The organism is uncultured Kordia sp., from assembly GCF_947489565.1.
Taxonomy (GTDB): domain Bacteria; phylum Bacteroidota; class Bacteroidia; order Flavobacteriales; family Flavobacteriaceae; genus Kordia.
This window is the reverse complement of the sequence record NZ_CANLEA010000020.1, coordinates 59,241-82,177: the sequence shown is the minus strand read 5'-3', so window position 1 is coordinate 82,177 and position 22,937 is coordinate 59,241. Positions and strand designations below refer to the sequence as shown.

Below are 22,937 nucleotides of genomic sequence, written 5' to 3'. Positions count from 1 at the left end.
TTATATTTGAACACAACACGTTTCAAAGATTCATGAAAACCAACCACCAACTTTATATCCTAAGTTTTTTGCTCATTTTGACTTTTTCCTGCAAAGAAAAATTAGAAAAGAAAGTCAGCGTTTCTAAAAAAATCCACACGTTTTATTACAATTGGTATGGTTCGCCCGAATATGATGGAAAGTATTTGCATTGGAATCATGAAATTTTACCACATTGGTCAGATACGACTTGGAACAACGCAGGAAGTTTTAAAGGTGGCAATGATATTGGTGCAAACTATTATCCAGCCTTGGGAAATTACAGTTCTAACGATCCAAAAGTGATCAATGAACATTTTAAACTTATGCAGCAAGCAGGAATTGGCGTTTGTGTGATGTCGTGGTGGGGAAAAAATGGTTTTGAAGACAAATCGATTCCGACCTATTTAGATATTGCAGCGAAATACGGAATTCAACTCGCCTTTCATATTGAACCTTTTTACAAATCTGTAGCCGAACTCAAAGCACAATTACATTACATTCATGAACAATATGGAAAGCATTCCGCAGTCTACAAAACAAATGGGAAACCTTTGTATTATATGTACGATTCATACAAATTAGATGCTTCAGAATGGGCAAAACTGTTGAAACCGAATGGTGAACTAAGCATTCGAAACACGGAATTAGATGCAACATTTATAGGTTTGTGGGTACATGAAAATGAAGGTGATTTTTTTACAACTGGTGGTTTTGACGGATTCTACACGTATTTTGCCAGCACAGGTTTTGTCTACGGAAGTACACCAAAAAACTGGAAACAACTTGCCGATTTCGCACAAAAAAATAAGTTACTATTTATTCCTTCGGTTGGTCCAGGATATATCGACACACGTATTCGCCCGTGGAATGCAAACAATACCAAAAGTCGCGAACAAGGTAGCTATTATGAACACATGTTTGAAAGTGCTGCCAAATTGAATCCTAATTATATTTCCATAACATCGTTTAATGAATGGCATGAAGGCACACAAATTGAACCTGCCGTTCCTAAAACAATTCCGAATTACACGTACGAAGATTATGGGAAAAATGTAGATTCGTTATTTTACATCCGTAAAACGCGTGAGCTAATTGAGAAATATGTACATTAGCAATAGCAATTGATTTGATAACCATGTTACACTTGTACACTCGCGCGAACCTCAACGCGCTGATTTCTAAACGAGATGGGGAAACTAAATTTGGAGAAAAAGTAGAAACGCTTTTATCTTCTGAAAATTTAGTTGCACAATTACAGCAATCGGATGCAAAATATGTGCTTTTTGGAATTCCTGAAGATATTGGTATTCGTGCCAATCATGGAAAAGCCGGCGCTACTACGGCGTGGAATGCTGCTTTGAAAGCACTCGTAAATACACAAGATAACGCATATAATAAAGGAAGAAGAGTCTTAGTCTTAGGACATTTGGATTTTTCTGAATTCATGGAAACTGCCGATAAAATGTATGCAAGCGCTTATGATTATCATCAAAAATTAAGCGAATTAGTTGCTAAAATCGATGAAGAAGTTAGCTATTTAATGTTTCAAATTGTAAGTGCTGGAAAAACGCCGATTGTTATTGGTGGCGGACATAACAACGCGTATGGAAATATTAAAGGAACTGCGTTAGGAAAAAGCAAAGCGATCAATGTGGTTAATTTTGACGCGCATACAGACTTTAGAAGTTTGGAAGGCAGGCACAGCGGAAATGGGTTTAGTTATGCGTTTAAAAAATGTTTTATGGACAAATATTTTATGTTTGGATTGCATGAAAATTATACTTCCAAAAAAGTCTTTAAAACGATTGATCAATATGCAGATCGTATTAAATACAATACCTTCGAAGGTATTAAAATTCGACAAGAACAAGGATTTTCATTTCAGCTGAATACTGTTTTAGACTTTATCAACAATCGTCCTTTTGGTGTTGAAATTGACTGCGATTCTATTGAAAATGTACCAAGTAGTGCCATGACTCCAAGTGGTTTTACTGCCAACGAAGCACGTATGTTTGCTTCCTTCTTTGGAAAGCAAAAAAACGCAGCCTATTTACATTTGTGTGAAGCTGCGCCAAATGCCGACGATCCGAGAGAAATGTATATAGTTGGCAAATTACTCAGCTATTTAATTACCGATTTTATCCGTAAATAAGATTTCTTTATTTGGAAAATATTCAAATTCTACATATTTTTACATAAGTACTTATATAAACAATTATACAATGGATGCATTACGCGAATTTAGAGAAATTAGTTTGGGTTCAAGATTGAATCGTATGAGTGAAGTGATGATGAAGGAAACGCAAAAAGTATATACCTATTACGGAATTGACTTTGATCCGTATTTATTCCCTGCTTTTAAGATCATTTCATTAAAAAACAAAACGACCAATACAGAAATAAGAGAGTTGCTAAATGTTACGCAACCTGCTATTACTCAGACCTTAAACAAGCTTTTAAAAAAAGAATTGATCACGACTGATAGTAATGAAGCAGATAAACGCAAAAAAAATGTTTCGCTGTCATTAAAAGGTGAAAAACTGTTGATTAAAATGATTCCGATTTGGAATGTAATTCATGAAACCATCGAAAACCTAACGACTTTTTCTTCCGAGAGTTTGGTGGCACATTTGAGCAAATTGGAAGATGCTTTTTCTGAAAAAAGTATGAGCGAACGTGTGATTGAGAATATGAAATCCATAGAATCTTTAGACATCACAATTATATCTTTTGATGAAAAGTATGCAGATGCGTTTTACAATTTAAACTTGGAATGGTTGGAAACTTTTTTCTATGTAGAACCGCATGATAAAGAAGTTTTGAGCAATGCTAAAAGTTATATTGTTGATAAAGGCGGACATATCTTTTTTGCCAAAGATGGAGAACGCATTGCAGGAACTGTCGCGTTGATAAAAATAGAAGATAATATTTATGAGCTTAGCAAAATGGCTGTCTCACCTGCATTCAGAGGAAAAAAGATAGGTCAAAAATTAATGCAGCATTGTCTAGATTTTGCCAAGGAACAAGGTTTTACAAAGTTCATTCTATATTCTAATAGAAAACTTGAAAATGCTATTTATATCTACGAAAAGTATGGTTTTAAAGAAATTCCTGTAGAAGAAGGAAGTCCGTATGAACGTAGTAATATTAAAATGGAATTGTTTTTTTAGACTTTGTTAGACTTGGTTAGATTTGGTTAGATTGTTAGACTACTTAGATTGTTAGACTTTTAGAAACTTGGAATTTTGTTACAAATAGAAAATTAAGAGTATTTTATAAAGTGCTTACACCCAAAATTTTACATAATTATATCTTAAAAAATATGAAATCAGTCTGGATTTATAAATCACGACATTCATTGGTATGATTTATCAAGTAACTCCTTTAATTTTAGGTAATTATTAATCTTTAAATTTTCAAAATCATGAAAAAGAAAAAACAAAGCTTAAGCTTAAACAAGACAAAAATTACCGAATTAAATGAATCTATGGGACAGAAAATTATTGGAGGTGCCACGTATTGGAACTGTACTTCTAAATTTCCAACATTCTGCCCAACTAAAAATTGTACTACTATTTGGCAAGACCAAAACTGTACGTTGGATTAAATCTCCATTTAGGAATTAAAAGTTTCAATATAAAATTTTTGACAACTTTATATTTCTGCAGACCCTTGGTGTTCCAAGGGTCTCTTATTTTCTAAATTTTGTCAAACACTATTAAAAAGTCAAACGAAATCTATAAAATCTGTTTCTATAGCATCAAACAATCAATCGATAAATGAAAATAGTCCACAGTTTTTGGTCGAAACCTATACTACAATCTTCAAGAAGTAAGAATAGCTCAATAGCAGGTTGGCCACATATGAAGTATTTTTTAATGAGTTGGACGTTGAGTTGTTTGACTTTTAAAAAGGTTTACCATACAATTGAATTAATCACAGATGCCAAAGGAAAAGAAATTCTTGTAGACAAGTTACAATTGCCTTATGATAGCGTTCAGGTAACCTTAGATGCTTTAAATCACTATCCAAAAAACTTATGGGCACTAGGAAAGATACATGCGTATGCACTGCAAGATGAACCTTTTATACATGTAGATGGTGATGTCTTTATATGGGAACGCTTTAACTCTAAAATAGAAAACGCTGAACTGATAGGACAACATGTCGATATTGATACTGGAGCTAATTATAAATCTAGCATTCAAATGCTTAGAGAACATGGTCTAACCTTACCGAAAGTGATTGAAACAGACTTAAAAGAACAACCGATCATAAAAGCAAGCAACGCAGGTATTATAGGAGGAAATAATGTTGATTTTTTTAAAGAGTTTGCAGATCAAGCGTTTTGGTTTATAGATAGCAATAAGCAAAAAATAGATGTATCAATAGTAGGTTCAAGTTTTGCGATTATTTATGAACAATTCTTGTATAGTGCAATGGCTAGAGAGAAAAATATTAAAGTTCAGCATTATATAAAAGAAAATGAAACTATTCGAATGGATTTGACAGATTTCATGCGAAAGTATCAACACCATGAAAAATTTGTGCATTTGTTTGCCGCTGGTAAAACAAAGTTCGCGTCTTGCCGAGAATTGGAAATGCAATTGCTTACAGAATATCCTGAGTATCATGCCAAAGTAATGAAGTTAATTGATAATTATGTCTAATACCGAAAATGATTACTGGAGAACGATCGCCTTGATGAATTTTTCACAAAAAGAAAAAGGTGTATTAACGCATGCATCAAATTCATTTCCTTGTTTAGATTCTGATGCTGCATTTCAAGATTTTCTTGGTGATCAACAACATCTAGATGCAAACTCAAGAAATCTGCTCAAAGAAATATATAGAATTGAACATGAGAAAAAGTCGCTTAGACTTAGTTCTTCCGAGATGGAAAAAATATTCAAATCTGAATTGGACATTTTTAAGCAACGAGAACTTTTCTTGTCTCGAGATATTGAATTGATTTATGACGAAACGTTTGTAATCAATCCATTGCTGAATATATATGAACTAACGGCAGATTGGACATTTGATGGAATGTATGATTTAACGCATCAGTTTGAACATATGACACAATCTGAAAGTGAGGAGCATTTCTTTTTGGCTTTTCTGCAAACAGGAAGTTTTGACTTTTTTGCAAATAGCAACGTATTGGAAGTAGCTATTAATGAATACCAGTATTTTCTAATCTCATGTATGGAAGAACCTACAACCATACGTTCTGCTGTACATACATTTGAGAGCGAGTTTGATGTGACCTCTGAAGCAGAGCGACAACAAGTTCGAAAATTGACTCTGATGATCTTGAGAAATTTGATCCATAAAACTTTTATAATTAGCAGCACTTCTTCGTAACAATTATGTAGCTTTGACGTCTTGTATTCGGTATTGAACTACACATTCATGAAAGAAAGTTATATTACGTTTTTTAGACGCTTTTGGATTGCCCTTATTGTTGGTTTTATCCTGTACAATATTATTTTTCCAGAAACATTTTCGAGAGAGAGTATTGTTGCAAAAATTCAATCGTATGGAAATTATGGTTGGGTTATTTTTGCTATTTGTCACTTAGTGCGCGGTTTTGTTATGCTTCCAAGTACAGCACTTATTTTTGCAGGTGTCTTTTTATTTCCGAACGACTTGTTTATGGTGCTTGTAATTTCAGTTATCGGCATCGTGATTTCTTCGATGATTGTATATTATTTTTCAGATAAACTCGGTTTTTCAAAACTGTTTGATAAAAACACAAAAGCTTCTAATTTGGTTAAAGAGAAGCTTTCCGGAAAATATGGTCCGCTGTTTATCATATTTTGGGCATTTTTTCCTTTTGTTCCTACCGATTTGATTTGCTATACTGCAGGCGCCATGAAGATTAATCCGATTGTTTTTGCCGTAAGTATTTTTATTGGCGAATTGATTTTGTGTACAGTATATATTTACGGAAGCTCGTATTTTATATAATATTCACGTATAAATTTTTCAAAATAATTTGATGAAACTCTGCCAAATCGTACGGTTTGATGATAAAATCGTTCATACCTGCGTCATAAATCCGATCTCTTATTTGATCTTCTTCTACGGCAGTTAATGCAATGATCGGCGTTTTTTGATCCGTTTCGCGAATGCGCTTTGTCGTTTCAACACCATCAATTCTTGGCATATTAATATCCATTAAAATCAAGTCATACGTATTCACTTTAAGAATATCAATGGCTTCCAATCCATCTTCTGCAGTATCACATTGATAACCTTTACTTTGTAAAATTCGCTTCGTTACAACACGATTTATCTTGTTATCATCAACAATTAAAATATTTTTATCAATCGTATTGATTGTTTTTATGGGTGCCGATTTGTCTTTCATAGAAAGCTCGCAACTTTCTTCGAGGGCAATGGAAAACGAAAATTCGGTTCCGTTATTTTCTTCACTTTTCAGCGTAATATCACTCTCAAAAAGTAATAACAAACGTTTTACAATAGATAAACCTAAGCCTGTACCTTGGTAGTTTTTCTCAATCGGACGCAATTGGACAAACTTATCAAATACGGAAACTTGTTTATCTTTTGGAATACCAATTCCATCATCTTGAATCGTAAATTTAATGGTATGTGTTTTATCTTTTTTCCCTTCTGATTCTAATCGAATCCAAATATTTCCATCTTCCGTAAACTTGATCGCATTTCCTATAAGATTCATCAAAATTTGTGACAGTCGAACAGAATCTCCTAACAGGATTTCTGGGATTTTAGGATCAATTTCTTGATGTACTTTGTTTTTATTTTGATTCGCCGAGAAACTGAAGGAATTCACAACTTCGTTTAATAAATTCCTCACATTAAAAGGAATACTCTCCAGCTTCACTCCTTGCGATTCAATTTTATTGATCTGTAATACATTGTTGATGAGCGACAATAAGTATTTACTCGAAAACTTAAGCGACTTAAAGTTTTCATTCTTTTTTAAATTTGGAAAATCTTCAGATAATAATGACGTCAAACCAACAACTCCGTACAAAGGCGTTCGCAATTCGTGACTGACTGTTGAGAAGAATTGCGACTTAAGATTCGCTTGTGCTTCTGCTTCTATTTTAGCTTCTCGCAGTTCCGTATTTTTCAAGCGAAGTTTTTCTAAAGCCTTGTTTCTAAACTTATAGTTTTTGAACATATTGATCAACAACAAAATCAAAATAAAACCAGCAATCATCAACACATACGAGATTTGCTGTGACTTTTTCATAATGGTTTCTTGCGACTTTTGCTTCTCCTTTACTTGCTGTAAATCTTTTTTAACATCATCGACAGAAAACTTTGCCAATGCCAATTGATTCTCCTTAATTTTTGTTTCATCAAATAGGGAATCCTGATATTTTAAATGCGTTTGTAAATATTCATACGCTTGTTCGTATTTACCTTGTTTTTGTGCTAAAATGGCATATTGCTCATAAATTTCAGTCAATTCATCTAATAAACCATCGCTTTTAGCATATTGAATGGAAGATTTAAAGTAGTTATCCGCCAATACCAACTTTTCCTTATACATATAATAACGTCCTAACAAAAAATTGATTTGAGCCTTTCCCGAGATATCTCCGTGTTCTGTAAAAATCATTTTTTCTGATTTTACCAAATATGGATACGCAGTGTCAAAATCACCTTGATCTGCATACGTCCATCCAATATTTAGGATTGGAGTTAAAATTTCGGAAGTATCTTTTAATTTTTCTGCAAAACGTAAGGATTCTTTATAATAATAAATAGCTGAATCTGTATTTTTCAAACCTTCCGAATATACATTTCCAATATTATTGTAAACCCAACCTTGAAGTGTATCATTGGCTCCTTTTTGGGCAAAACGCAAAGCAGTCAGATAGTTTTTTTTAGATCTTTCAAATTCTGAAATTCCTTCATACCCTAATCCCAATTCATTGTAAAATAGTGCCAAGTGATAATAATCATCAATTTGACTTGCATATACAATTCCTCGATTAGAGGCTTCAATAGCTTCTTTGTATTGGTATTTTGAAAAATAGAGAGTCGATGTATTGAGATATTTATAAATACTATCGCTAATCTTTTCTTTGTCTATCTCTTGACTTTGAGCGGAAAGCATCATCAATAGACATAATAGTATGGTAGTAGGTATAACGTTTTTCAAAGATTTTAGTTTTAAAAACACCCTTAAAATACGAAAAAATACTATAGTAATATATTTTCCAAAAAATTATTCCCTGCAATTTGATTTTATATTGATCCGAAAGAACAATGGGCATCAACTTGGAGTTCATTATATGCTTATTATTTCCTTTTTTAATTATATCGTTAGAGAAGGTAATAACCACTTAAAAATTTCTATAAAAAACGTTTTCAGGGTATTTGCTTTTTTATTGTAGCTTTGAGTTTTCAACTTGCGAGTACTGTACCAATTTATATAAGTAATAATAAAGATATGAATGCTTTTCACTACGCTTTTAAAATAAAGGATATTGAATCTACACGTAAATTTTATGTGGAATTATTAGGCTGCACAGAAGGTCGCTCTACCGAACATTGGATAGATTTTGATTTTTTTGGACATCAATTATCTGGACATGTCAGTACGGATATTCCTGACTTAGATTATTGTGGAAAAGTAGATGGCATACGTGTTCCTATTCCGCATTTTGGCTGCTTGTTGACTATTTCTCAATTTGAAGCTTTGCAGAAAATCTTTGAAACTCATGATATTGAATTTGTTGTAAAACCACAAGTTCGCTATGAAGGTCAAGCAGGCGAACAACGAACGATGTTTGTCTTTGATTTTAGTGGAAATCCGTTAGAATTCAAGGCTTTTTCTGATGAAAGTGAAGTGTTTGCAAAATAATTTCTAATTTAGATATATGAATGCGCTCAAACTACCTTTCGAATTTGCTCCTGATATTATGAAAAAAGAGCTTGCTCAATTTTCATCAAAAGACTTTCAAGATATCTATAATCCATCTGTAGAATTGGAAACTTTATGGTTAAAGCATTTTATTGAACCAATCATGGGACCTGATAATTTACCCGTTTTCTTACCAAATGATGCACTCAAAAAGTGTCCGTATTTGCTTTCTATTTTTGAGATGTTTCAATGCAATGTAGAAACATTTCGTGTACATACCTTAGATCCTGGCGCAAGCATTCAGAAACACAGAGACACTGGATACAGTTTTGAATATGGACAAGTACGCTTGCATATTCCTGTACAAACCAATGATAAAGTTGAAATTTTAGTAGAAGATGAACCTATTCATATGAAAGCAGGTGAATGTTGGTATTGTAATTTCCATCTAGAACATGAAGTTAGAAATAACAGCGACAAACCACGCATACATATTATTTTAGATTGTATTGTAAACGATTGGTTAACGCATGTTTTTAAGCAAGCTAAAAATTAAAGCTAGCGCGAGTTAGTGCGAGTTTGCAACTCGTGCTGAAAAACAACTCAAAACATATAAAATATTAAAACCTAATTAGTCAAAGAAACCCATATCATCTATTTCTAAAATAGTATGATCGCCTTGAAAGTTTCTAGCACTAGAATATTTCCAATCAATTGTATCAGTCACAAAACCTGCTTTTACGGGATTTTGATGTATATACGTAATTTTTTGTTTTATGCTTTTTTGGGTCCAAAGTTCAATGGGATGATTATTTTGTTGCCAAAATTGATATGTTGATACATTACTTTTTTCTTTTCCAGCTTTTTCAAACATCGATAAAAGCCATTCTCTTCTACTTTCTCGACGATTATTTTTTATGGCTTCAATCAATTTCTTAGAAGTATACTTTTTAAAATCTCTAAGTAGACCAGAAGGATCTTCTTTCGCAGATCTAAAAATTAGATGTATATGATTTGGCATAAAACAATACGTATATAATTCCATACCTTTTTGTTTTCTACAATAGTTAATGCTATCGATAAGTATATTATAATAGATTTGTCGTGTAAACACATCAACCCAATATACAGTAGCAAAACTGATAAAATAAATGCCTGATTTATTATGAAATTTGTATTTTCTACTCATGATTCTAAATAAAAAGTGTTTTAGAGTATGAGTTTTTAGTGAGGTTTTATAATTCTACGCGTAGTGGTATCTAAATTACAAAAAATGTAGAAAATATAGTTGTAACGATTTATAAATTGTTTTTTGTTTTTTGTTTTTTGTTTTTAGCACGAGTTATAAACTCGCGCTAGCTAAAATTAAAAGTTAGCGCGAGTCAGACTCGCACTAACTAATAATTACATAGGTTTAGTTTAACACAATTAATCCTATTTTCACTATTTTACTATTAACTTTAAACTTGCTTTTTTCTTCTCTGAAGTTATATTGATTATATACATTCCGGAAGTATATCTTGAAGTATCTACTTCTATCGTGTCTGTACTATTATAGTTTGCTGAAAAAACTTGTTTTCCCATAATATCAATCACAACCAAATTTACATTAGTATGCTTAGCACCTAATTGTACATTGGTATAGGTACGACTTGGATTGGGAACTAACTTTAAATCTTCACCAAAAGAGTTTTCAGCGATACTTAGCGTTGTTTCTATATCTATTACTTGCGTAAATACATTTCCCCAAGTATTGTCACTATTTTTAAGTCGCACATTAAACGCATGTAATCCAACTGGATTAACAATATCAATAGATGCTACAGCTAAACGTTCTAAAGCATTGTCAAAGTTTCCATCTGCCGCAGTAAATGCAATTCCATTGCCTTCGCCAGGATCGGTGTCCCAAAAATATTCTGCTTCCGTTAGTGTTACCACAGCATTTGTTCCTACTGAATCATCACTTACATCAATGATTTGCGTAAATACATTTCCCCAAGTATTGTTGCTGTTTTTAATACGCGCATTAAATGTGTGCAATCCAGTTGTTGAAGGAACCGCAATTCCGATTTCTAAAAGAGCTTCCAAAGGATTGTCAAAACTACCATCTGCCACCGTAAATGCAATTCCATTACCTTCACCAGGATCTGTATTCCAAAAATATTCTGCTTCCGCTAGTGTTACAGCTGCGTTCGTTCCTACTGGATTATCACTTACATCAATGACTTGCGTAAATACATTTCCCCAAACACTGTTACTGTTTTGCATCCGTACATTAAATGTATGCAATCCGTTGGCAGCAGGAACAACAATTCCGCTTTCAAAAATAGCTTCTAAGGCATTATCGAAATTTCCATCTGCAACCGTAAATATAGTTCCATTGCCTTCGCCCGGATCAGTATCCCAAAAGTATTCTGCTGTTGTAATACTCACTTGTCCGTACGATAACATACACCAACCAAGGAACAGCAATAAACTGTAATAATTTTTCATATCTATCTCTTAGTTAGTAGTTCCAGATCCGTTGGCATCAAACGTAGTTATTCCATTAAAAATGATTCTTGGTGTATTTAGAAAAAACACATAAGGTTGTTGATCTTGTAATGGCCAATAGTTATTCCAAGAAAAAGATCCGCCTGCTCTTCCTATATCATTCCGAGTTAAATCGATGTCTGTATATATCGAATTTGGATCACCAGCATTAATATTGTCTCCTACAGCAAGGATATCTGCAGTTGGACTTGTTGTGAAATTAACATTGGTTGTATTATTCGATTGAATATCTACACTTGAAAATGAAAATGCAGTATTCGTAGTAACATTATATGTAGCCACTACAAAAGCATCAGAGTTGTTCACATCAATTGCGCTTAAAATATTATTATTGATTACAATATTATGTGTTCCTGTTCCTGTTCCGCTACCATCTATTCTAATACGTTGACTAGTGGTTCCTTCTACATAATTATTATTGATAAAATTTGTAGTATTTTCTTTTGCGCTTGTTATAAGAACATAGTTAGATCCCGACAAGGATTTTATATAATTATTGAGAACATGAAATGCATACTGCGGTTGGAATATTTCTACCGGGTCAACATTAAGATCACTCGTAAAAATTTTATTTGCTATGATATAAATATCATCATTTGCTAATACAGTTCCATTATCTGGTCCTACTATAATTTTTTCACAATCATTCGCAATTGCTTTCCCATGAACCATTCTTAAACTTCTAAAAGAACAACCAACAACATTGACAGTTACACTATTTTTTTGAAAATTTATATCTCCAAAACCATTGTTCACTCTAGAGTTTAATATGTTAATTTGCATTCTATCATTACCTGTAACATCACTAGACATTGTAACATTGTTTGTGCCTTCTAATTCTAAATCATGTACCGTAACGATTCTTCCTGCTGCTGCTTCAATATTAAAATTTCCAAGAACTGCATATCTAACTCCATGTATTTCTGTGACAAATGTGAGCGATTTGTTGACAGACACACTTTCTATGTATGGAAGATTGGAAGACTTAGGTCGTATGATAATTCGGTCTCCATCCGAAGCAGCTGCAATGGCTGATGTAATTGTTGCGTAAGCTCCACCTGCTCCACCATCTCTTACAACTAAATCTGCTGCATTACTGGTAAATACCATTAAAAAAAAGAGTGTTGTAATTTTTATGGTCTTAGATAATTTTATTTCCATTTGTTTTCATTTTATGGTTATGAAAAACAAAAGTATGTGATAAGAGTAGCGGAAGAAACAATCAACCATTTTGCGCTGATTCAGAATTAATAATCGCTAGTTAACACCAAATATTTGAATTTGTGATGGAATCCATACATCAACTTACTTTTTATTTAAAAAAGCCGCTAAGAAAGATTCTCTCTTTCTTAAAGACACAGGAATCTTCTTTCCATTTTCCAAGTAAATGACTCCTGATTTATCGTATTTATCTATGAAATTCAAATTGACTATAAAGGATTGATGCGGGCGTATAAATTCGGTATTGGACAATTGTTCTTCAAATTCCTTGAGTATTTTTGAAACCATATATTTTTTTCCATCACTACAGTAAAATGTTGTATAACCTTTATCCGATTCACAAAACATAAGTTGGTCTAAATGCACTACTTGAAAGCTATCTTCTAGCGATAATATTAATTTATCCTTTTTATGAGCTAAGGCTTGTTTTACAATATTTAGTTGTTGTTTTTGTTGTTGTAATGGCAATTTTTCAACTTTTTGTAAAGCCGTTCTTAACTCTTCAATATCGATGGGTTTTAAAAGATAATCAATGGCTCCCAATCTAAAAGCTTTGAGCGCATATTCTTCAAAAGCAGTGATAAAAATAATTTTAAAGTCTTTATATGTTGACTGTTCTAAAAAATCAAAAGCAGTTCCATCTATTAGATTGATATCTAAAAAAATCAATTCTGGTTTGCAGGCTTTTGTGAGTATTACTGCTTCTTTGATAGATCCGCATTCACCAATAACTTGCACGTTAGAACCTACCTTATCTAGCAAATTTACCAGACCTTTTCGAATATATTCTTCGTCTTCTATGATGAGTGATTTCATTATAAACTTTTCAATTTATGAGGAATAATTAGCGTAACAATAGTACCTCGTTCATTATATTTTTCTCTATCCTCTATGGTGATTGCTCCTTTGGTTTTTAAGTTTTTAGATAAAATCGTTAATCGTTCAGAAGTAATCGTAGTTGCCAATGATTTCTTGTGCTTTTTTGTATTTTCTTTTTGTGAATTAATACCTAAACCATTATCTATAATAGTGCAAATTAATTCATTATTTAAATACTTCAACGATATCTGAATTTTTAATTCTTTCTTCTGTTTATCAACGGCATGTTCAAAAGCATTTTCTATAAAAGGCTGAATCAACATGGGAGGAATTTCAAATAAGTTTTTATCTATTGAATCATCCAAAAAGATCGTATACTCATAAGAAAAGTTAGATTTAATATTTTGTAGCGCTAAGTAATTCTCGACAGCTATTAACTCTTGATCTAGCGATACAATTTTATCTCTAGAATTTTCTAATGTGATGCGAAGTAGTCTTGAAAATTTAGATAAATATGTGAGTGATTTTTCTTCTTCTTTATTCAAAATAATACCTTGCAACACAGACAATGCATTAAAGATAAAGTGAGGCGTCATCTGAGATCGTAAGAGTTTTTGTTCTGTTAAAACGTTTTGGTTTTTGATGTTTACATTTCGCAATCTCAAGAAAAAGATGATGGTCACTAAAACCAGCGTAATGCCAAGAAAAATAATGATTCCTAAAAGGAAATTATACTTTGATTTTTGCAGGTCTTTTGTGGTTGTTTCTACTTTTTTATTTGCTTGTTCTAACTCTTGCTTGTATTTATAATCAAATTCAAATTGTATAATTTTTTTGTTAATCTCTTTATTTAGCAAACTATCACTCAATGTTTTGAACTTTTTATAATTTGCTAATGATTTTTCAGGCTCTCCTAAATTTTCATAAATATCAGCCAATAGTTTATGCGCTTCTTGCTGATACGGTAACATTTTTAATTCTGTTCCTGTAGCCTGAATTTTTAATGTGTACTCCAATGCGGTTTTGTAATTTCTCTGAAGAAAATAACAATTAGCTAGGCCCGTATAACTAATTAGCATTCCTTTTTTGTCTGATATATCTTTACAAATAATCAATGCTTTATGAAACAGGTTCAATGCTTCTTCATTTTTTGATTGGGCTTTATAAATGTTTCCTATTTTATTGTAATTATCTGCAATGCCAAGTTTATTTTCTTGTTGCTCGCAAATTGCTAATGACTTATTATAATAGTCTAAGGCTTTATCATATTGTTTTTGCTTGCTATAAATAATTCCAATATTTGATAAAAGTATCCACGACTTTCTATTTTTAGCTATTGAATCATAAATATCTTCAGCCTTTTTTAAGTTTTCAAGTGCATTTGTATAATTATTCATTTCCCCATACACACCTCCAATATTTGTGTATAATTTTGCAACACCATATAAGTTATGAAGCTTTTCTTTAATGTCTTTAGACTCCGTATATTTTTTTATGGCTTCGTAATATTTTCCTTGATCTGCATAAATACCTGCGATATTATTTAAGGTACTTGCAAGTCCTTTTATATTGTTACTTTTCTTGTATAATGGAATGGATTTATTGTAATACACTAACGATTTTGTATAATCACCAGAATCATAGTATGCATATCCTTTGCTGGCATAACATCTGGCCATTCCCTTAAAATCATTGATATTTTCATACAATTTATAGGCCTCATCAAAGTGTTGGATACTCTTTTCAAAATTGTATTTTATAATTTCAATATGTCCTTTATAATAATTAACAGTGGCTTTTCCTTTTGTATACTGTAATGTGTTAGATATTTCTTCGGCTTCTTTTAATAATGTTTCTGCCTGCGCTACATCCAAATCATAAACTTGATGAATTAATGAAGATAGAAGATTTACGCGTATCGTATCTTTTTGTGTATGAAGACGTAATTCATTCTGTAGACTATCTACCACAGCATTTTGAGCATGCATAGTTCCCGAAAAGGAGACTACCACAAGGAACAAGAAAAGATATTTAGGAATCGTATTCATGCAGTACTGTTTTAAATTCTATGAAAAAGAAATTAAATAAGTAGTAAATGTAATGAAGTATCTCTAAAATGAGATATTTTTAAAAAATAAAAACCTTCGCATATTGCAAAGGTTTTTAAGTTTTTATGCCACATTGAGCATTATTGAAATCAAGACGCAATTGAATGAAAGTTTCTCGACTGCGCTCGAAATGACATTTTTTATTTCGAAGTCTAACGAATCAACTTCTTATATTTAATACGCTTCGGCATCAAGTCGCCACCTAAACGTTTCTTTTTGTTTTCTTCATAATCTGAGAAGCTTCCTTCAAAGAAATAAACTTGCGAATCTCCTTCAAAAGCCAAGATATGTGTACAGATACGATCTAAAAACCATCTATCATGCGAAATGACTACCGCACAACCTGCAAAGTTTTCCAAACCTTCTTCCAACGCTCGTAATGTATTTACATCCAAGTCGTTCGTAGGCTCATCCAGTAATAATACGTTTCCTTCTTCTTTCAACGTCATCGCTAAATGCAGACGATTTCGTTCTCCACCAGAAAGTGTATCAACCTTTTTGTTTTGTTCACTTCCTGCAAAATTAAATCGACTTAAGTAGGCTCTAGAGTTTACTTGCTTTCCGCCCATCATTACTAATTCCTGCTCGTCAGAGAAGTTTGCCCAAATTGATTTATTCGGATCAATGTTCGAGTGAGACTGATCTACATACGCGATTTTTGCCGTTTCTCCTACCGTAAAGCTTCCTTTGTCTGGTGCTTCTTCTCCCATAATCATTTTGAAAATGGTTGTTTTACCAGCTCCATTTGGTCCAATAACACCTACAATTCCCGCTTGTGGTAAGTTGAAGTTTAAATCTTCATATAATAATTTATCACCAAATGCTTTAGAAACACCTGTTGCTTCAATTACGTTGGTTCCTAAACGTGGACCATTTGGAATGTAAATTTCCAGTTTTGCGTCCATTTGTTTTTGGTCTTGACTCATCAATTTGTCATAATTCTTCAAACGTGCTTTTTGCTTTGTTTGACGACCTTTTGCTCCTTGACGAACCCATTCTAATTCTCGTTCTAATGTTTTTTGACGTTTGGAAGCTGTTTTGCTTTCTTGCGCCATACGTTTCGATTTTTGATCTAACCAAGAAGAATAATTTCCTTTCCAAGGAATTCCTTCTCCTCTATCCAATTCTAAAATCCAACCTGCTACATTATCTAAGAAATATCTATCGTGCGTTACGGCAATAACCGTTCCTTTGTATTGTGCTAAATGATGCTCTAACCAATGTACAGATTCTGCATCCAGGTGGTTGGTAGGCTCATCAAGTAATAAGATTTCTGGTTCTTGTAATAACAAACGACACAAAGCTACACGACGACGTTCTCCTCCAGAAAGTACGCCAATTAATTTATCTGGTTCTGGCGTACGTAAAGCGTCCATGGCAATTTCTAACTTGGTATCTAATTCCCAAGCGTTACTAGCATCGATTTTATCTTGTAAATCTGCTTGTTGCGCCATCAACTTCTCCATTCTGTCTGCATCTGAATATACTTCTTCCAAACCAAACATATCGTTGATTTTGTTGTATTCATCTAAGATGGCAACCGTTTCGGCAACACCTTCTTTTACAACTTCCATCACCGTTTTTGTTTCATCAAGTTGTGGCTCTTGTTCTAAATAGCCTACTTTATACCCTGGTGAAAACGTAACATCTCCTTGATAGTTTTTCTCTACACCTGCAATGATTTTGAGTAAGGTAGACTTACCAGAACCGTTGAGACCGAGAATCCCGATTTTAGCTCCGTAGAAAAAACTTAGGTATATATCTTTTAAAACTTGTTTGTTAGTACTTTGATAGGTTTTAGAAACCCTATTCATGGAAAAGATAACTTTCTTATCGTCTGACATAATTATGCGTTGATTTTATTACTTCGTCACAAATATACATAATTGTCGTAGCATTCGCACATATAAATGATGGATTGAAAAAGATTAATTTTCAAGACCAAATCATGCTATCTTCAAGTAGTTTTATTCCTTTTGTCCTGAGAAATGAATATTATTCTCAAGAGGTTTTATAATTTTACTACCTAGTAAAATTTATTTTAATACATAGTAAACTTAACTTTAATAGGTATTAAAAATTTATTTACTCCGTAACATATATACAATTTCACTTGACAAATGTTTTCATTCCTCTTGAAGAAAGCAATAAATATACAAGTACACATCTTAGAATTGACCGCTAAAAAAGAATACTTTTTACGTCCTATTTACTTTTTTATACGTTCTAAAAGTATATTTTCTCAAAAAAAACAAAAACTTCACGCAATTTCAAGTGTCTCAAAAACAGCCTTTTACGCTAAATAAAACTATACTCCCTAAAACTTTTTTAAAAAAAATACACTTTTTAAAAACCGTATTGTACTTGTTCTCGTAAGTAAGATCAAACAGTAAAAATCTATTTAAACTTAAAAATTATGAAACGAGTAACAGCCATTTTAGGAATCAGTATTGTATTGGTGGGAAGTTTCTTTTTGATTGCAGCTGATCATATTGATGCGCCTGCGGTTCAGGGAACAACTTCTGACATTACCGATTTCTACGCCTTTCAGGGAGCAGACAACAACAATATCGCTTTTGTTGTAAACACACAAGGATTATTAAGTCCCACAGCAACAGGAAATGCTTCTTTTGACGAAAACACATTGATTGAAATTAATATTGACACTACGGGCGACAGTGTGGAAGATTTAGTGATTCAAGCAATTCCAAGAGGAGACAAAATGTACTTTTTTGGACCAGTAGCGCCAAGTGCCACAGGACTCAATAGTGTTATTGAAGCTGTAGAAACAGCTTCTTCAGTAGATATTACTCCATATGGAAGCAACGCCATCACTGCTACGAATAATGGAATGCAATTTTTTGCAGGTCCAAGAGACGATCCTTTTTTTATGGATTTTGCACAGTACGGGGAAATTATCGCTGGAAACGCAACCAGTTTTAATGATCCGGGAACTGACACGTTTGCAGGAAGCAATGTACTATCAATTGTAGTAGAAGTGCCAAAATCACAAATTGGTGGTTCAGGAACCATTAATGTTTGGGCAGAAGCCAAAGGAAAACAATAATCAATCAACATTCACACATAAAAAATATTTAAATGAAAACTATACAATCTATATTCGGAACAGTAATACTAAGTCTGTTTTTATTGACAAGTTGCTCTTCTGACGATAACACAATTATTATTGACAATATGCCTGATTTTTCAGGAACATTTTCACAACAAGACCAAATGGGAAGACCTGCGGTGAATACCGTTTTTGTATCCTCTGCCAATAAAGATGCGTTCAATACGACGATTCCGTCACAACAGAATGCGGCTTTTCAAAGTATGTTTCAAACCAATTTAACAGCCTTAAGTCCAGCGTTTGCCAATCCTGGTGATCAAAATGCTTTGGGACAAGATGCAGCTGCTTTTACAGGCTTATTAGCAACGGATGTCTTGAATGTTTCTTTGGATGGAACCACTACTTTCTTTGATGGAACCAATGTATTAACAGGTCGCGCTTTAGCAGATGACGTGATTACGGTAGAATTACTATTAATTTTTGGCGGCGAAGATTTCATGGAAAACCCAAATCTTTCGGATGATCATGTTGACGCCAATGACAAACCTTTTTTGTCCTCATTTCCATACTTAGCCACACCGTGGTAATTTAATTATCTGATTTGCTACGAGAGCATTTAGTCACACAATTTAACGTGTTTTTTAGTTGAACGATCAAACTAGGTGCTCTCTTTTAAAATTATATGTAACTATACAAACAAGACTCCGCTTTTCAACGGAGTTAGCTTAACTTTTATAAAAGTCAAACTAATGAATACCAAAATCGCCTTTCAAATTCTTGGAGTATGCATGCTTATGATGAGCTGCACATCTACTCCATCACAAAAAATTACTGCGTCAAAATCGTACAATACATATTTAGACATCGCTGAAAACAGAACAACACAAACTGCTACTGAAATTCATAAGTTTTGGTCAGAAAAACTAGAGAAATCTCCAAATCAATATCCGTATCATAGCAAAATTGCGAAGGCAGAAACACAGTTATTTAACGCCACAGGAAACATTACACATTTAGCGGAAGCTGCACGTCATTTAGAATTGGTAAATGAACGTACAAAGTATCAAAATGCAGGATATATTAGAAGCTTGACGCGCAATTATATTTCCCAACATCGCTTTCAAGAAGCCTTGGTGTTATTGCAAAATGCAGAAGTATTGGGCGAGAACCTTCAAGCGACACAAAAGATGCTGTTTGATGTACATTTAGAATTAGGAAATATACAAGAAGCAGAAACCTACCTCAACATTTTTAAGAATGAAAACAGTTTTGATGCCATGATCCGATTGTCAAAATGGTACGATCATAAAGGAAAATTACTGGCTGCCATCAAAATGATGGAAAAAGCAATGTGGAAAGCCGAAGCAGCAAATAATACTGCGCTACAGCAATGGTCATATACAAACTTGGCTGATTTTTACGGTCATGCCGGCAGCATTAAAGATGCGTATGAACATTATTTAAAAGCCTTGGAATTAGATCCAAACGACGCATATGCTAAAAAAGGAATTGCTTGGATTGTATTTTCACATGAAAAAAATCCAACGGAAGCATTGCGAATTTTAAATACCATCATGTCACAACACAAAGCTCCAGATTATTACTTGTTAAAGGCTGAGATTGCGGAATTCATGGGAGAAAATGCGGAAAAAGAAAAAAATATTGCAGCGTTTATGAAAGCTATTGAAGATGAAAAATATGGAGTTATGTATACTTCGTATGCGATTTCTGTTCTTTCGGAAGAATTGAACAATACAGAAAAGGCTTTAGAAATAGCGCAACAGGAAATTGAACTTCGTCCAACTCCGCAAGCGTACGATTTATTAGCTTGGACATATCATTTACAAGGTGATGCTGCAAAAGCCCTCGACATTGTAAAAGCACATATAATTGATAAAACGTTTGAACCTGTTGCCATGTATCATGTAGCAGAAATTTTAAAAGCAAACGGAGAAACCGCAACCATACAAGATATCAAATCTGAATTGTTGGAAAGCAGTTTTGAATTAGGTCCAATAATGACTCAAAAAATAGAACGATTATAGTCCCCATAATTTGTAAGAACTAACTTTTTGTTAGGCGATTGGTTTTTATTGAAAAGGCACTTTTTAGGAAGTGTCTTTTTGTTTTATGGTCATACCGTAACACAAAACTGTTGACTTTCAGTAGATTTATAGTATAATCAAAAACATACTACCATGAAAAAAAAGAATCTAAAAACGTTAAGATTAAACAAAACAGAGATTTCAAATTTTGATCCAAGCTCACTAAAAGGCGGTTCAGTATTTACATCGTATCCACTTCCAAATGGACAAATCATTTGTAAATTTTCGTATGTACCAGGTTGTAATACTGAAAGTATTTGGAATATCTGTGATGATTAAAAACATGTATACTCAACACAATTAGTTTTAATGAAAAGGCGCTTTTTAGGAAGTGTCTTTTTTGTTATTCTTCTTCTTCAGTCGTTTCAATTGGCGGCGGTGGTGGCGGAAGCAAAATTGTTCTTTTTAAATCTAATTCTACTGTAAACGGCAATCGCTTTTTTAAGGTATCTATTTCTGAAGTCTTTAGCTCGCAGATTTTCTTAGAAAACAATTCTTGCGCTAAGTTTTCATAAACTAACAAATAACCATCTCTAATCGCCGCAAATGCTTTTTCAATACTATCTTTTGGTGTTTCCACATCCCATAAAACGGAAGTTCGTTTATACTTTATAACTTTCTTCTTCAAGAAATTTTTACGCATCCAAAATTTGACACTATCCATCGGAACAATTTCATGTTCTATTAATAATAAACCTTTTAAGTTTAAAATTACGTTTGCTTCCTTCCGTCCCAAATAACAACTTATCATTCCATCATCACACATTTTTCGATACTTCACTTTGACTACATCTTCATTTTCCAGAATTAATCCAAAACCAACAAGTTCTCCGCATACATTTGTATCCAATTTTTCTTCAATAGATTTTAATAAAGGCTTCGCTTCCAATTGATAATCTATTGTTATTTTTTTGAGCGAATCTGGAACTGAAAACAAACTCATTTGATTCGTACAGTATTTAGACTGATGAACTTCACTTTTCACTTGCGTCTGATTACATGCTGTAAAAAGAAAGCCAAAAAGAAACCATACATACAAAAGTTTTATATTTTTCATTTAAGGAATTGGTTGGTTATTCATATTCGTATTGAAGCACATCACTACTGCTTCTGCTGCTTTTTAATACATATTAGGTATTGTTTCACCAAAAATTATACCATGATAAAGAAGAAGTTTTAAATCGTTAACATTATATAAAAATTGATGGCACAAGCACTAGTAATCAGCTCACAGGATGTAGCAATGATTATTGTAGCTCTTTCTTTAATAGAGGCTCTTGGGTTTGTTAAAGAGCTGTATATACAACTAACAAAAAGTGAACCGTAGAAGTTCTCTTTTATATCTAAAAGCCCAAAACATACTGATTATCTGATAATTACGGTTTTCACGTAACAACTTCTCAATTCGTTTTTTTACCTTAAAGTATTGTCCAACTTAAACTTTATATCATGAAAACAAACTTAAAGAGTCTGCGTTTTAGAAAACAAACAATTTCTATATTGAACGGAAAAAAGATTTACGGAGGAACAGATCCAAATTTTACAAGAGGTTGCCCTCCTAGTGTCATAGATTGTCACTCTCTAGAACCACACAGATGCCCACATCATACTGAACAACCTGATTGTCATCTTTCGGAAGTCCCTGAATGTCATACAGATTTTTTATGCGAAACTGACTATTGTTGATAAAGAATTAGTAATACTGAAAAAGGAAATATCCTTGGAAAAGCGGACTTCACATTGAGCTTGTCAATATGTGGTTCGCTTTTTTATATTTTACAAATTAAAAAGCAGTAACACCTTAAAAATAAGATAAATCTTACGTTTAAACAATATTCAAAGTAGGGTTAATTCTTTATTTTTATATTATTTAACTTACAATAAGAGTAAAATAGTATGGTATAAATGTAATACTTTTCTTAATTTAAGACATACCTTTATTGTATTATTAACCATTTAAATATAAATACCATGAAAAAAAACAGTATTAAAACATTGAAATTAAACAAAACAGCAGTCTGTAATTTAGAAGACATTAAAGGAGGAATGCAAGACGAGGATTGTACTTGTGATTGCTGTACATGTAAATCGAATTGTTGTAACTAACGCAGATTAGATAGATCATCTTTCTAATGAATACAATTCAAGTCACGGTTAGAACAACAAATTCT

At 32.9% G+C, this 22,937-nt stretch carries 23 protein-coding genes; 15 read left to right on the top strand and 8 right to left on the bottom strand.

The genetic code is table 11. The features are described 5' to 3' along the window. Positions 1 to 32: 32 nt before the first annotated feature. The 7 genes from Q0845_RS22455 to Q0845_RS22425 all read left to right on the top strand — a co-directional run bounded on the left by Q0845_RS22455 (position 33) and on the right by Q0845_RS22425 (position 5,991). On the top strand, positions 33 to 1,133 hold the full coding sequence (locus Q0845_RS22455; protein ID WP_298518255.1) for a glycoside hydrolase family 99 protein: 1,101 nt from the start codon (positions 33 to 35) through the stop codon (positions 1,131 to 1,133). Between the two features lie 23 nt (positions 1,134 to 1,156). Further along, on the top strand, positions 1,157 to 2,173 hold the full coding sequence (locus tag Q0845_RS22450) for a formimidoylglutamase (RefSeq protein ID WP_298518253.1): 1,017 nt from the start codon (positions 1,157 to 1,159) through the stop codon (positions 2,171 to 2,173). A gap of 70 nt (positions 2,174 to 2,243) precedes the next feature. Then, entirely contained in the window at positions 2,244 to 3,191 is a 948-nt protein-coding gene (locus Q0845_RS22445) for a helix-turn-helix domain-containing GNAT family N-acetyltransferase (protein WP_298518250.1), read from the top strand. 254 nt (positions 3,192 to 3,445) lie between these two features. Continuing rightward, positions 3,446 to 3,628 carry a class I lanthipeptide gene (locus Q0845_RS22440; RefSeq protein WP_298518245.1) on the top strand — a complete coding sequence of 61 codons (183 nt, stop codon included), beginning with the start codon at positions 3,446 to 3,448 and terminating at the stop codon, positions 3,626 to 3,628. A gap of 172 nt (positions 3,629 to 3,800) precedes the next feature. Continuing rightward, positions 3,801 to 4,691 carry a DUF6734 family protein gene (locus tag Q0845_RS22435; RefSeq protein ID WP_298518244.1) on the top strand — a complete coding sequence of 297 codons (891 nt, stop codon included), beginning with the start codon at positions 3,801 to 3,803 and terminating at the stop codon, positions 4,689 to 4,691. Continuing rightward, positions 4,684 to 5,385, top strand: coding sequence for a hypothetical protein (locus Q0845_RS22430; protein WP_298518243.1), 702 nt, complete (start codon positions 4,684 to 4,686; stop codon positions 5,383 to 5,385). The genes Q0845_RS22435 and Q0845_RS22430 overlap by 8 nt, the downstream gene beginning before the upstream one ends. 48 nt (positions 5,386 to 5,433) lie before the next feature. After that, a complete protein-coding gene (locus Q0845_RS22425; RefSeq protein WP_298518237.1) occupies positions 5,434 to 5,991 on the top strand; it encodes a VTT domain-containing protein in 558 nt (185 codons plus the stop codon). Here the strand turns inward: Q0845_RS22425 and Q0845_RS22420 are convergent. Then, a complete protein-coding gene (locus Q0845_RS22420) occupies positions 5,984 to 8,185 on the bottom strand; it encodes a response regulator (protein WP_298518222.1) in 2,202 nt (733 codons plus the stop codon). The genes Q0845_RS22425 and Q0845_RS22420 overlap by 8 nt on opposite strands. A gap of 291 nt (positions 8,186 to 8,476) precedes the next feature. Between Q0845_RS22420 and Q0845_RS22415 the strand changes: the two genes are divergently transcribed. After that, positions 8,477 to 8,890: a dioxygenase gene (locus Q0845_RS22415; RefSeq protein ID WP_298518219.1), complete on the top strand. Its 414-nt coding sequence runs from the start codon at positions 8,477 to 8,479 to the stop codon at positions 8,888 to 8,890. 16 nt (positions 8,891 to 8,906) lie between these two features. Beyond that, the gene (locus Q0845_RS22410) at positions 8,907 to 9,446 is read left to right on the top strand and encodes an aspartyl/asparaginyl beta-hydroxylase domain-containing protein (protein WP_298518216.1); all 540 of its coding nucleotides are present in this window, start codon (positions 8,907 to 8,909) and stop codon (positions 9,444 to 9,446) included. 75 nt (positions 9,447 to 9,521) lie between these two features. Here the strand turns inward: Q0845_RS22410 and Q0845_RS22405 are convergent, their stop codons facing one another. The 6 genes from Q0845_RS22405 to ettA all read right to left on the bottom strand — a co-directional run bounded on the left by Q0845_RS22405 (position 9,522) and on the right by ettA (position 17,435). After that, positions 9,522 to 10,079 carry a transposase gene (locus Q0845_RS22405; RefSeq protein ID WP_298518214.1) on the bottom strand — a complete coding sequence of 186 codons (558 nt, stop codon included), beginning with the start codon at positions 10,077 to 10,079 and terminating at the stop codon, positions 9,522 to 9,524. A gap of 254 nt (positions 10,080 to 10,333) precedes the next feature. Then, a complete protein-coding gene (locus Q0845_RS22400) occupies positions 10,334 to 11,383 on the bottom strand; it encodes a T9SS type A sorting domain-containing protein (protein WP_298518212.1) in 1,050 nt (349 codons plus the stop codon). A gap of 9 nt (positions 11,384 to 11,392) precedes the next feature. Beyond that, positions 11,393 to 12,604: a hypothetical protein gene (locus tag Q0845_RS22395; protein ID WP_298518209.1), complete on the bottom strand. Its 1,212-nt coding sequence runs from the start codon at positions 12,602 to 12,604 to the stop codon at positions 11,393 to 11,395. 144 nt (positions 12,605 to 12,748) lie between these two features. After that, positions 12,749 to 13,480, bottom strand: coding sequence for a LytTR family DNA-binding domain-containing protein (locus tag Q0845_RS22390; protein ID WP_298518207.1), 732 nt, complete (start codon positions 13,478 to 13,480; stop codon positions 12,749 to 12,751). After that, on the bottom strand, positions 13,480 to 15,531 hold the full coding sequence (locus Q0845_RS22385; RefSeq protein ID WP_298518205.1) for a tetratricopeptide repeat protein: 2,052 nt from the start codon (positions 15,529 to 15,531) through the stop codon (positions 13,480 to 13,482). Before Q0845_RS22385 ends, Q0845_RS22390 begins: the two co-directional genes overlap by 1 nt. A gap of 212 nt (positions 15,532 to 15,743) precedes the next feature. Further along, entirely contained in the window at positions 15,744 to 17,435 is a 1,692-nt protein-coding gene (gene ettA / locus Q0845_RS22380; protein ID WP_298518203.1) for an energy-dependent translational throttle protein EttA, read from the bottom strand. A 572-nt stretch (positions 17,436 to 18,007) separates the two neighbouring features. Between ettA and Q0845_RS22375 the strand changes: the two genes are divergently transcribed. The 4 genes from Q0845_RS22375 to Q0845_RS22360 all read left to right on the top strand — a co-directional run bounded on the left by Q0845_RS22375 (position 18,008) and on the right by Q0845_RS22360 (position 21,045). After that, the gene (locus tag Q0845_RS22375; RefSeq protein ID WP_298518201.1) at positions 18,008 to 18,658 is read left to right on the top strand and encodes a DUF4331 family protein; all 651 of its coding nucleotides are present in this window, start codon (positions 18,008 to 18,010) and stop codon (positions 18,656 to 18,658) included. A gap of 32 nt (positions 18,659 to 18,690) precedes the next feature. Further along, positions 18,691 to 19,248 (top strand): DUF4331 family protein, encoded by a 558-nt coding sequence (locus Q0845_RS22370; protein WP_298518199.1) that lies wholly within the window; start codon positions 18,691 to 18,693, stop codon positions 19,246 to 19,248. A gap of 162 nt (positions 19,249 to 19,410) precedes the next feature. Continuing rightward, positions 19,411 to 20,706 carry a tetratricopeptide repeat protein gene (locus tag Q0845_RS22365; protein ID WP_298518196.1) on the top strand — a complete coding sequence of 432 codons (1,296 nt, stop codon included), beginning with the start codon at positions 19,411 to 19,413 and terminating at the stop codon, positions 20,704 to 20,706. A 153-nt stretch (positions 20,707 to 20,859) separates the two neighbouring features. After that, the gene (locus tag Q0845_RS22360) at positions 20,860 to 21,045 is read left to right on the top strand and encodes a hypothetical protein (protein ID WP_298518194.1); all 186 of its coding nucleotides are present in this window, start codon (positions 20,860 to 20,862) and stop codon (positions 21,043 to 21,045) included. Between the two features lie 64 nt (positions 21,046 to 21,109). Here Q0845_RS22360 and Q0845_RS22355 read toward each other — a convergent pair whose 3' ends face one another. Next, complete coding sequence (locus Q0845_RS22355; protein ID WP_298518192.1) at positions 21,110 to 21,823, bottom strand: hypothetical protein; 714 nt, start codon at positions 21,821 to 21,823, stop codon at positions 21,110 to 21,112. Between the two features lie 392 nt (positions 21,824 to 22,215). On the opposite strand from Q0845_RS22355, the gene Q0845_RS22350 reads away from it, so the two are divergent. Continuing rightward, positions 22,216 to 22,452, top strand: coding sequence for a hypothetical protein (locus tag Q0845_RS22350; RefSeq protein ID WP_298518190.1), 237 nt, complete (start codon positions 22,216 to 22,218; stop codon positions 22,450 to 22,452). Positions 22,453 to 22,737: 285 nt separating this feature from the next. Next, positions 22,738 to 22,872, top strand: coding sequence for a hypothetical protein (locus Q0845_RS22345; protein ID WP_298518188.1), 135 nt, complete (start codon positions 22,738 to 22,740; stop codon positions 22,870 to 22,872). Positions 22,873 to 22,937 lie beyond the last annotated feature (65 nt).

Excerpts from the sequence above, each read along its gene's own strand:
- Q0845_RS22455 (WP_298518255.1), top strand. The coding sequence starts at position 33 with ATGAAAACCAACCACCAACTTTATATCCTAAGTTTTTTGCTCATTTTG.
- Q0845_RS22450 (WP_298518253.1), top strand. The coding sequence starts at position 1,157 with ATGTTACACTTGTACACTCGCGCGAACCTCAACGCGCTGATTTCTAAA.
- Q0845_RS22445 (WP_298518250.1), top strand. The coding sequence starts at position 2,244 with ATGGATGCATTACGCGAATTTAGAGAAATTAGTTTGGGTTCAAGATTG.
- Q0845_RS22440 (WP_298518245.1), top strand. The coding sequence starts at position 3,446 with ATGAAAAAGAAAAAACAAAGCTTAAGCTTAAACAAGACAAAAATTACC.
- Q0845_RS22435 (WP_298518244.1), top strand. The coding sequence starts at position 3,801 with ATGAAAATAGTCCACAGTTTTTGGTCGAAACCTATACTACAATCTTCA.
- Q0845_RS22430 (WP_298518243.1), top strand. The coding sequence starts at position 4,684 with ATGTCTAATACCGAAAATGATTACTGGAGAACGATCGCCTTGATGAAT.
- Q0845_RS22425 (WP_298518237.1), top strand. The coding sequence starts at position 5,434 with ATGAAAGAAAGTTATATTACGTTTTTTAGACGCTTTTGGATTGCCCTT.
- Q0845_RS22415 (WP_298518219.1), top strand. The coding sequence starts at position 8,477 with ATGAATGCTTTTCACTACGCTTTTAAAATAAAGGATATTGAATCTACA.
- Q0845_RS22410 (WP_298518216.1), top strand. The coding sequence starts at position 8,907 with ATGAATGCGCTCAAACTACCTTTCGAATTTGCTCCTGATATTATGAAA.
- Q0845_RS22405 (WP_298518214.1), bottom strand. The coding sequence starts at position 10,079 with ATGAGTAGAAAATACAAATTTCATAATAAATCAGGCATTTATTTTATC.
- Q0845_RS22400 (WP_298518212.1), bottom strand. The coding sequence starts at position 11,383 with ATGAAAAATTATTACAGTTTATTGCTGTTCCTTGGTTGGTGTATGTTA.
- Q0845_RS22395 (WP_298518209.1), bottom strand. The coding sequence starts at position 12,604 with ATGGAAATAAAATTATCTAAGACCATAAAAATTACAACACTCTTTTTT.
- Q0845_RS22390 (WP_298518207.1), bottom strand. The coding sequence starts at position 13,480 with ATGAAATCACTCATCATAGAAGACGAAGAATATATTCGAAAAGGTCTG.
- Q0845_RS22385 (WP_298518205.1), bottom strand. The coding sequence starts at position 15,531 with ATGAATACGATTCCTAAATATCTTTTCTTGTTCCTTGTGGTAGTCTCC.
- ettA (WP_298518203.1), bottom strand. The coding sequence starts at position 17,435 with ATGTCAGACGATAAGAAAGTTATCTTTTCCATGAATAGGGTTTCTAAA.
- Q0845_RS22375 (WP_298518201.1), top strand. The coding sequence starts at position 18,008 with ATGAAACGAGTAACAGCCATTTTAGGAATCAGTATTGTATTGGTGGGA.
- Q0845_RS22370 (WP_298518199.1), top strand. The coding sequence starts at position 18,691 with ATGAAAACTATACAATCTATATTCGGAACAGTAATACTAAGTCTGTTT.
- Q0845_RS22365 (WP_298518196.1), top strand. The coding sequence starts at position 19,411 with ATGAATACCAAAATCGCCTTTCAAATTCTTGGAGTATGCATGCTTATG.
- Q0845_RS22360 (WP_298518194.1), top strand. The coding sequence starts at position 20,860 with ATGAAAAAAAAGAATCTAAAAACGTTAAGATTAAACAAAACAGAGATT.
- Q0845_RS22355 (WP_298518192.1), bottom strand. The coding sequence starts at position 21,823 with ATGAAAAATATAAAACTTTTGTATGTATGGTTTCTTTTTGGCTTTCTT.
- Q0845_RS22350 (WP_298518190.1), top strand. The coding sequence starts at position 22,216 with ATGAAAACAAACTTAAAGAGTCTGCGTTTTAGAAAACAAACAATTTCT.
- Q0845_RS22345 (WP_298518188.1), top strand. The coding sequence starts at position 22,738 with ATGAAAAAAAACAGTATTAAAACATTGAAATTAAACAAAACAGCAGTC.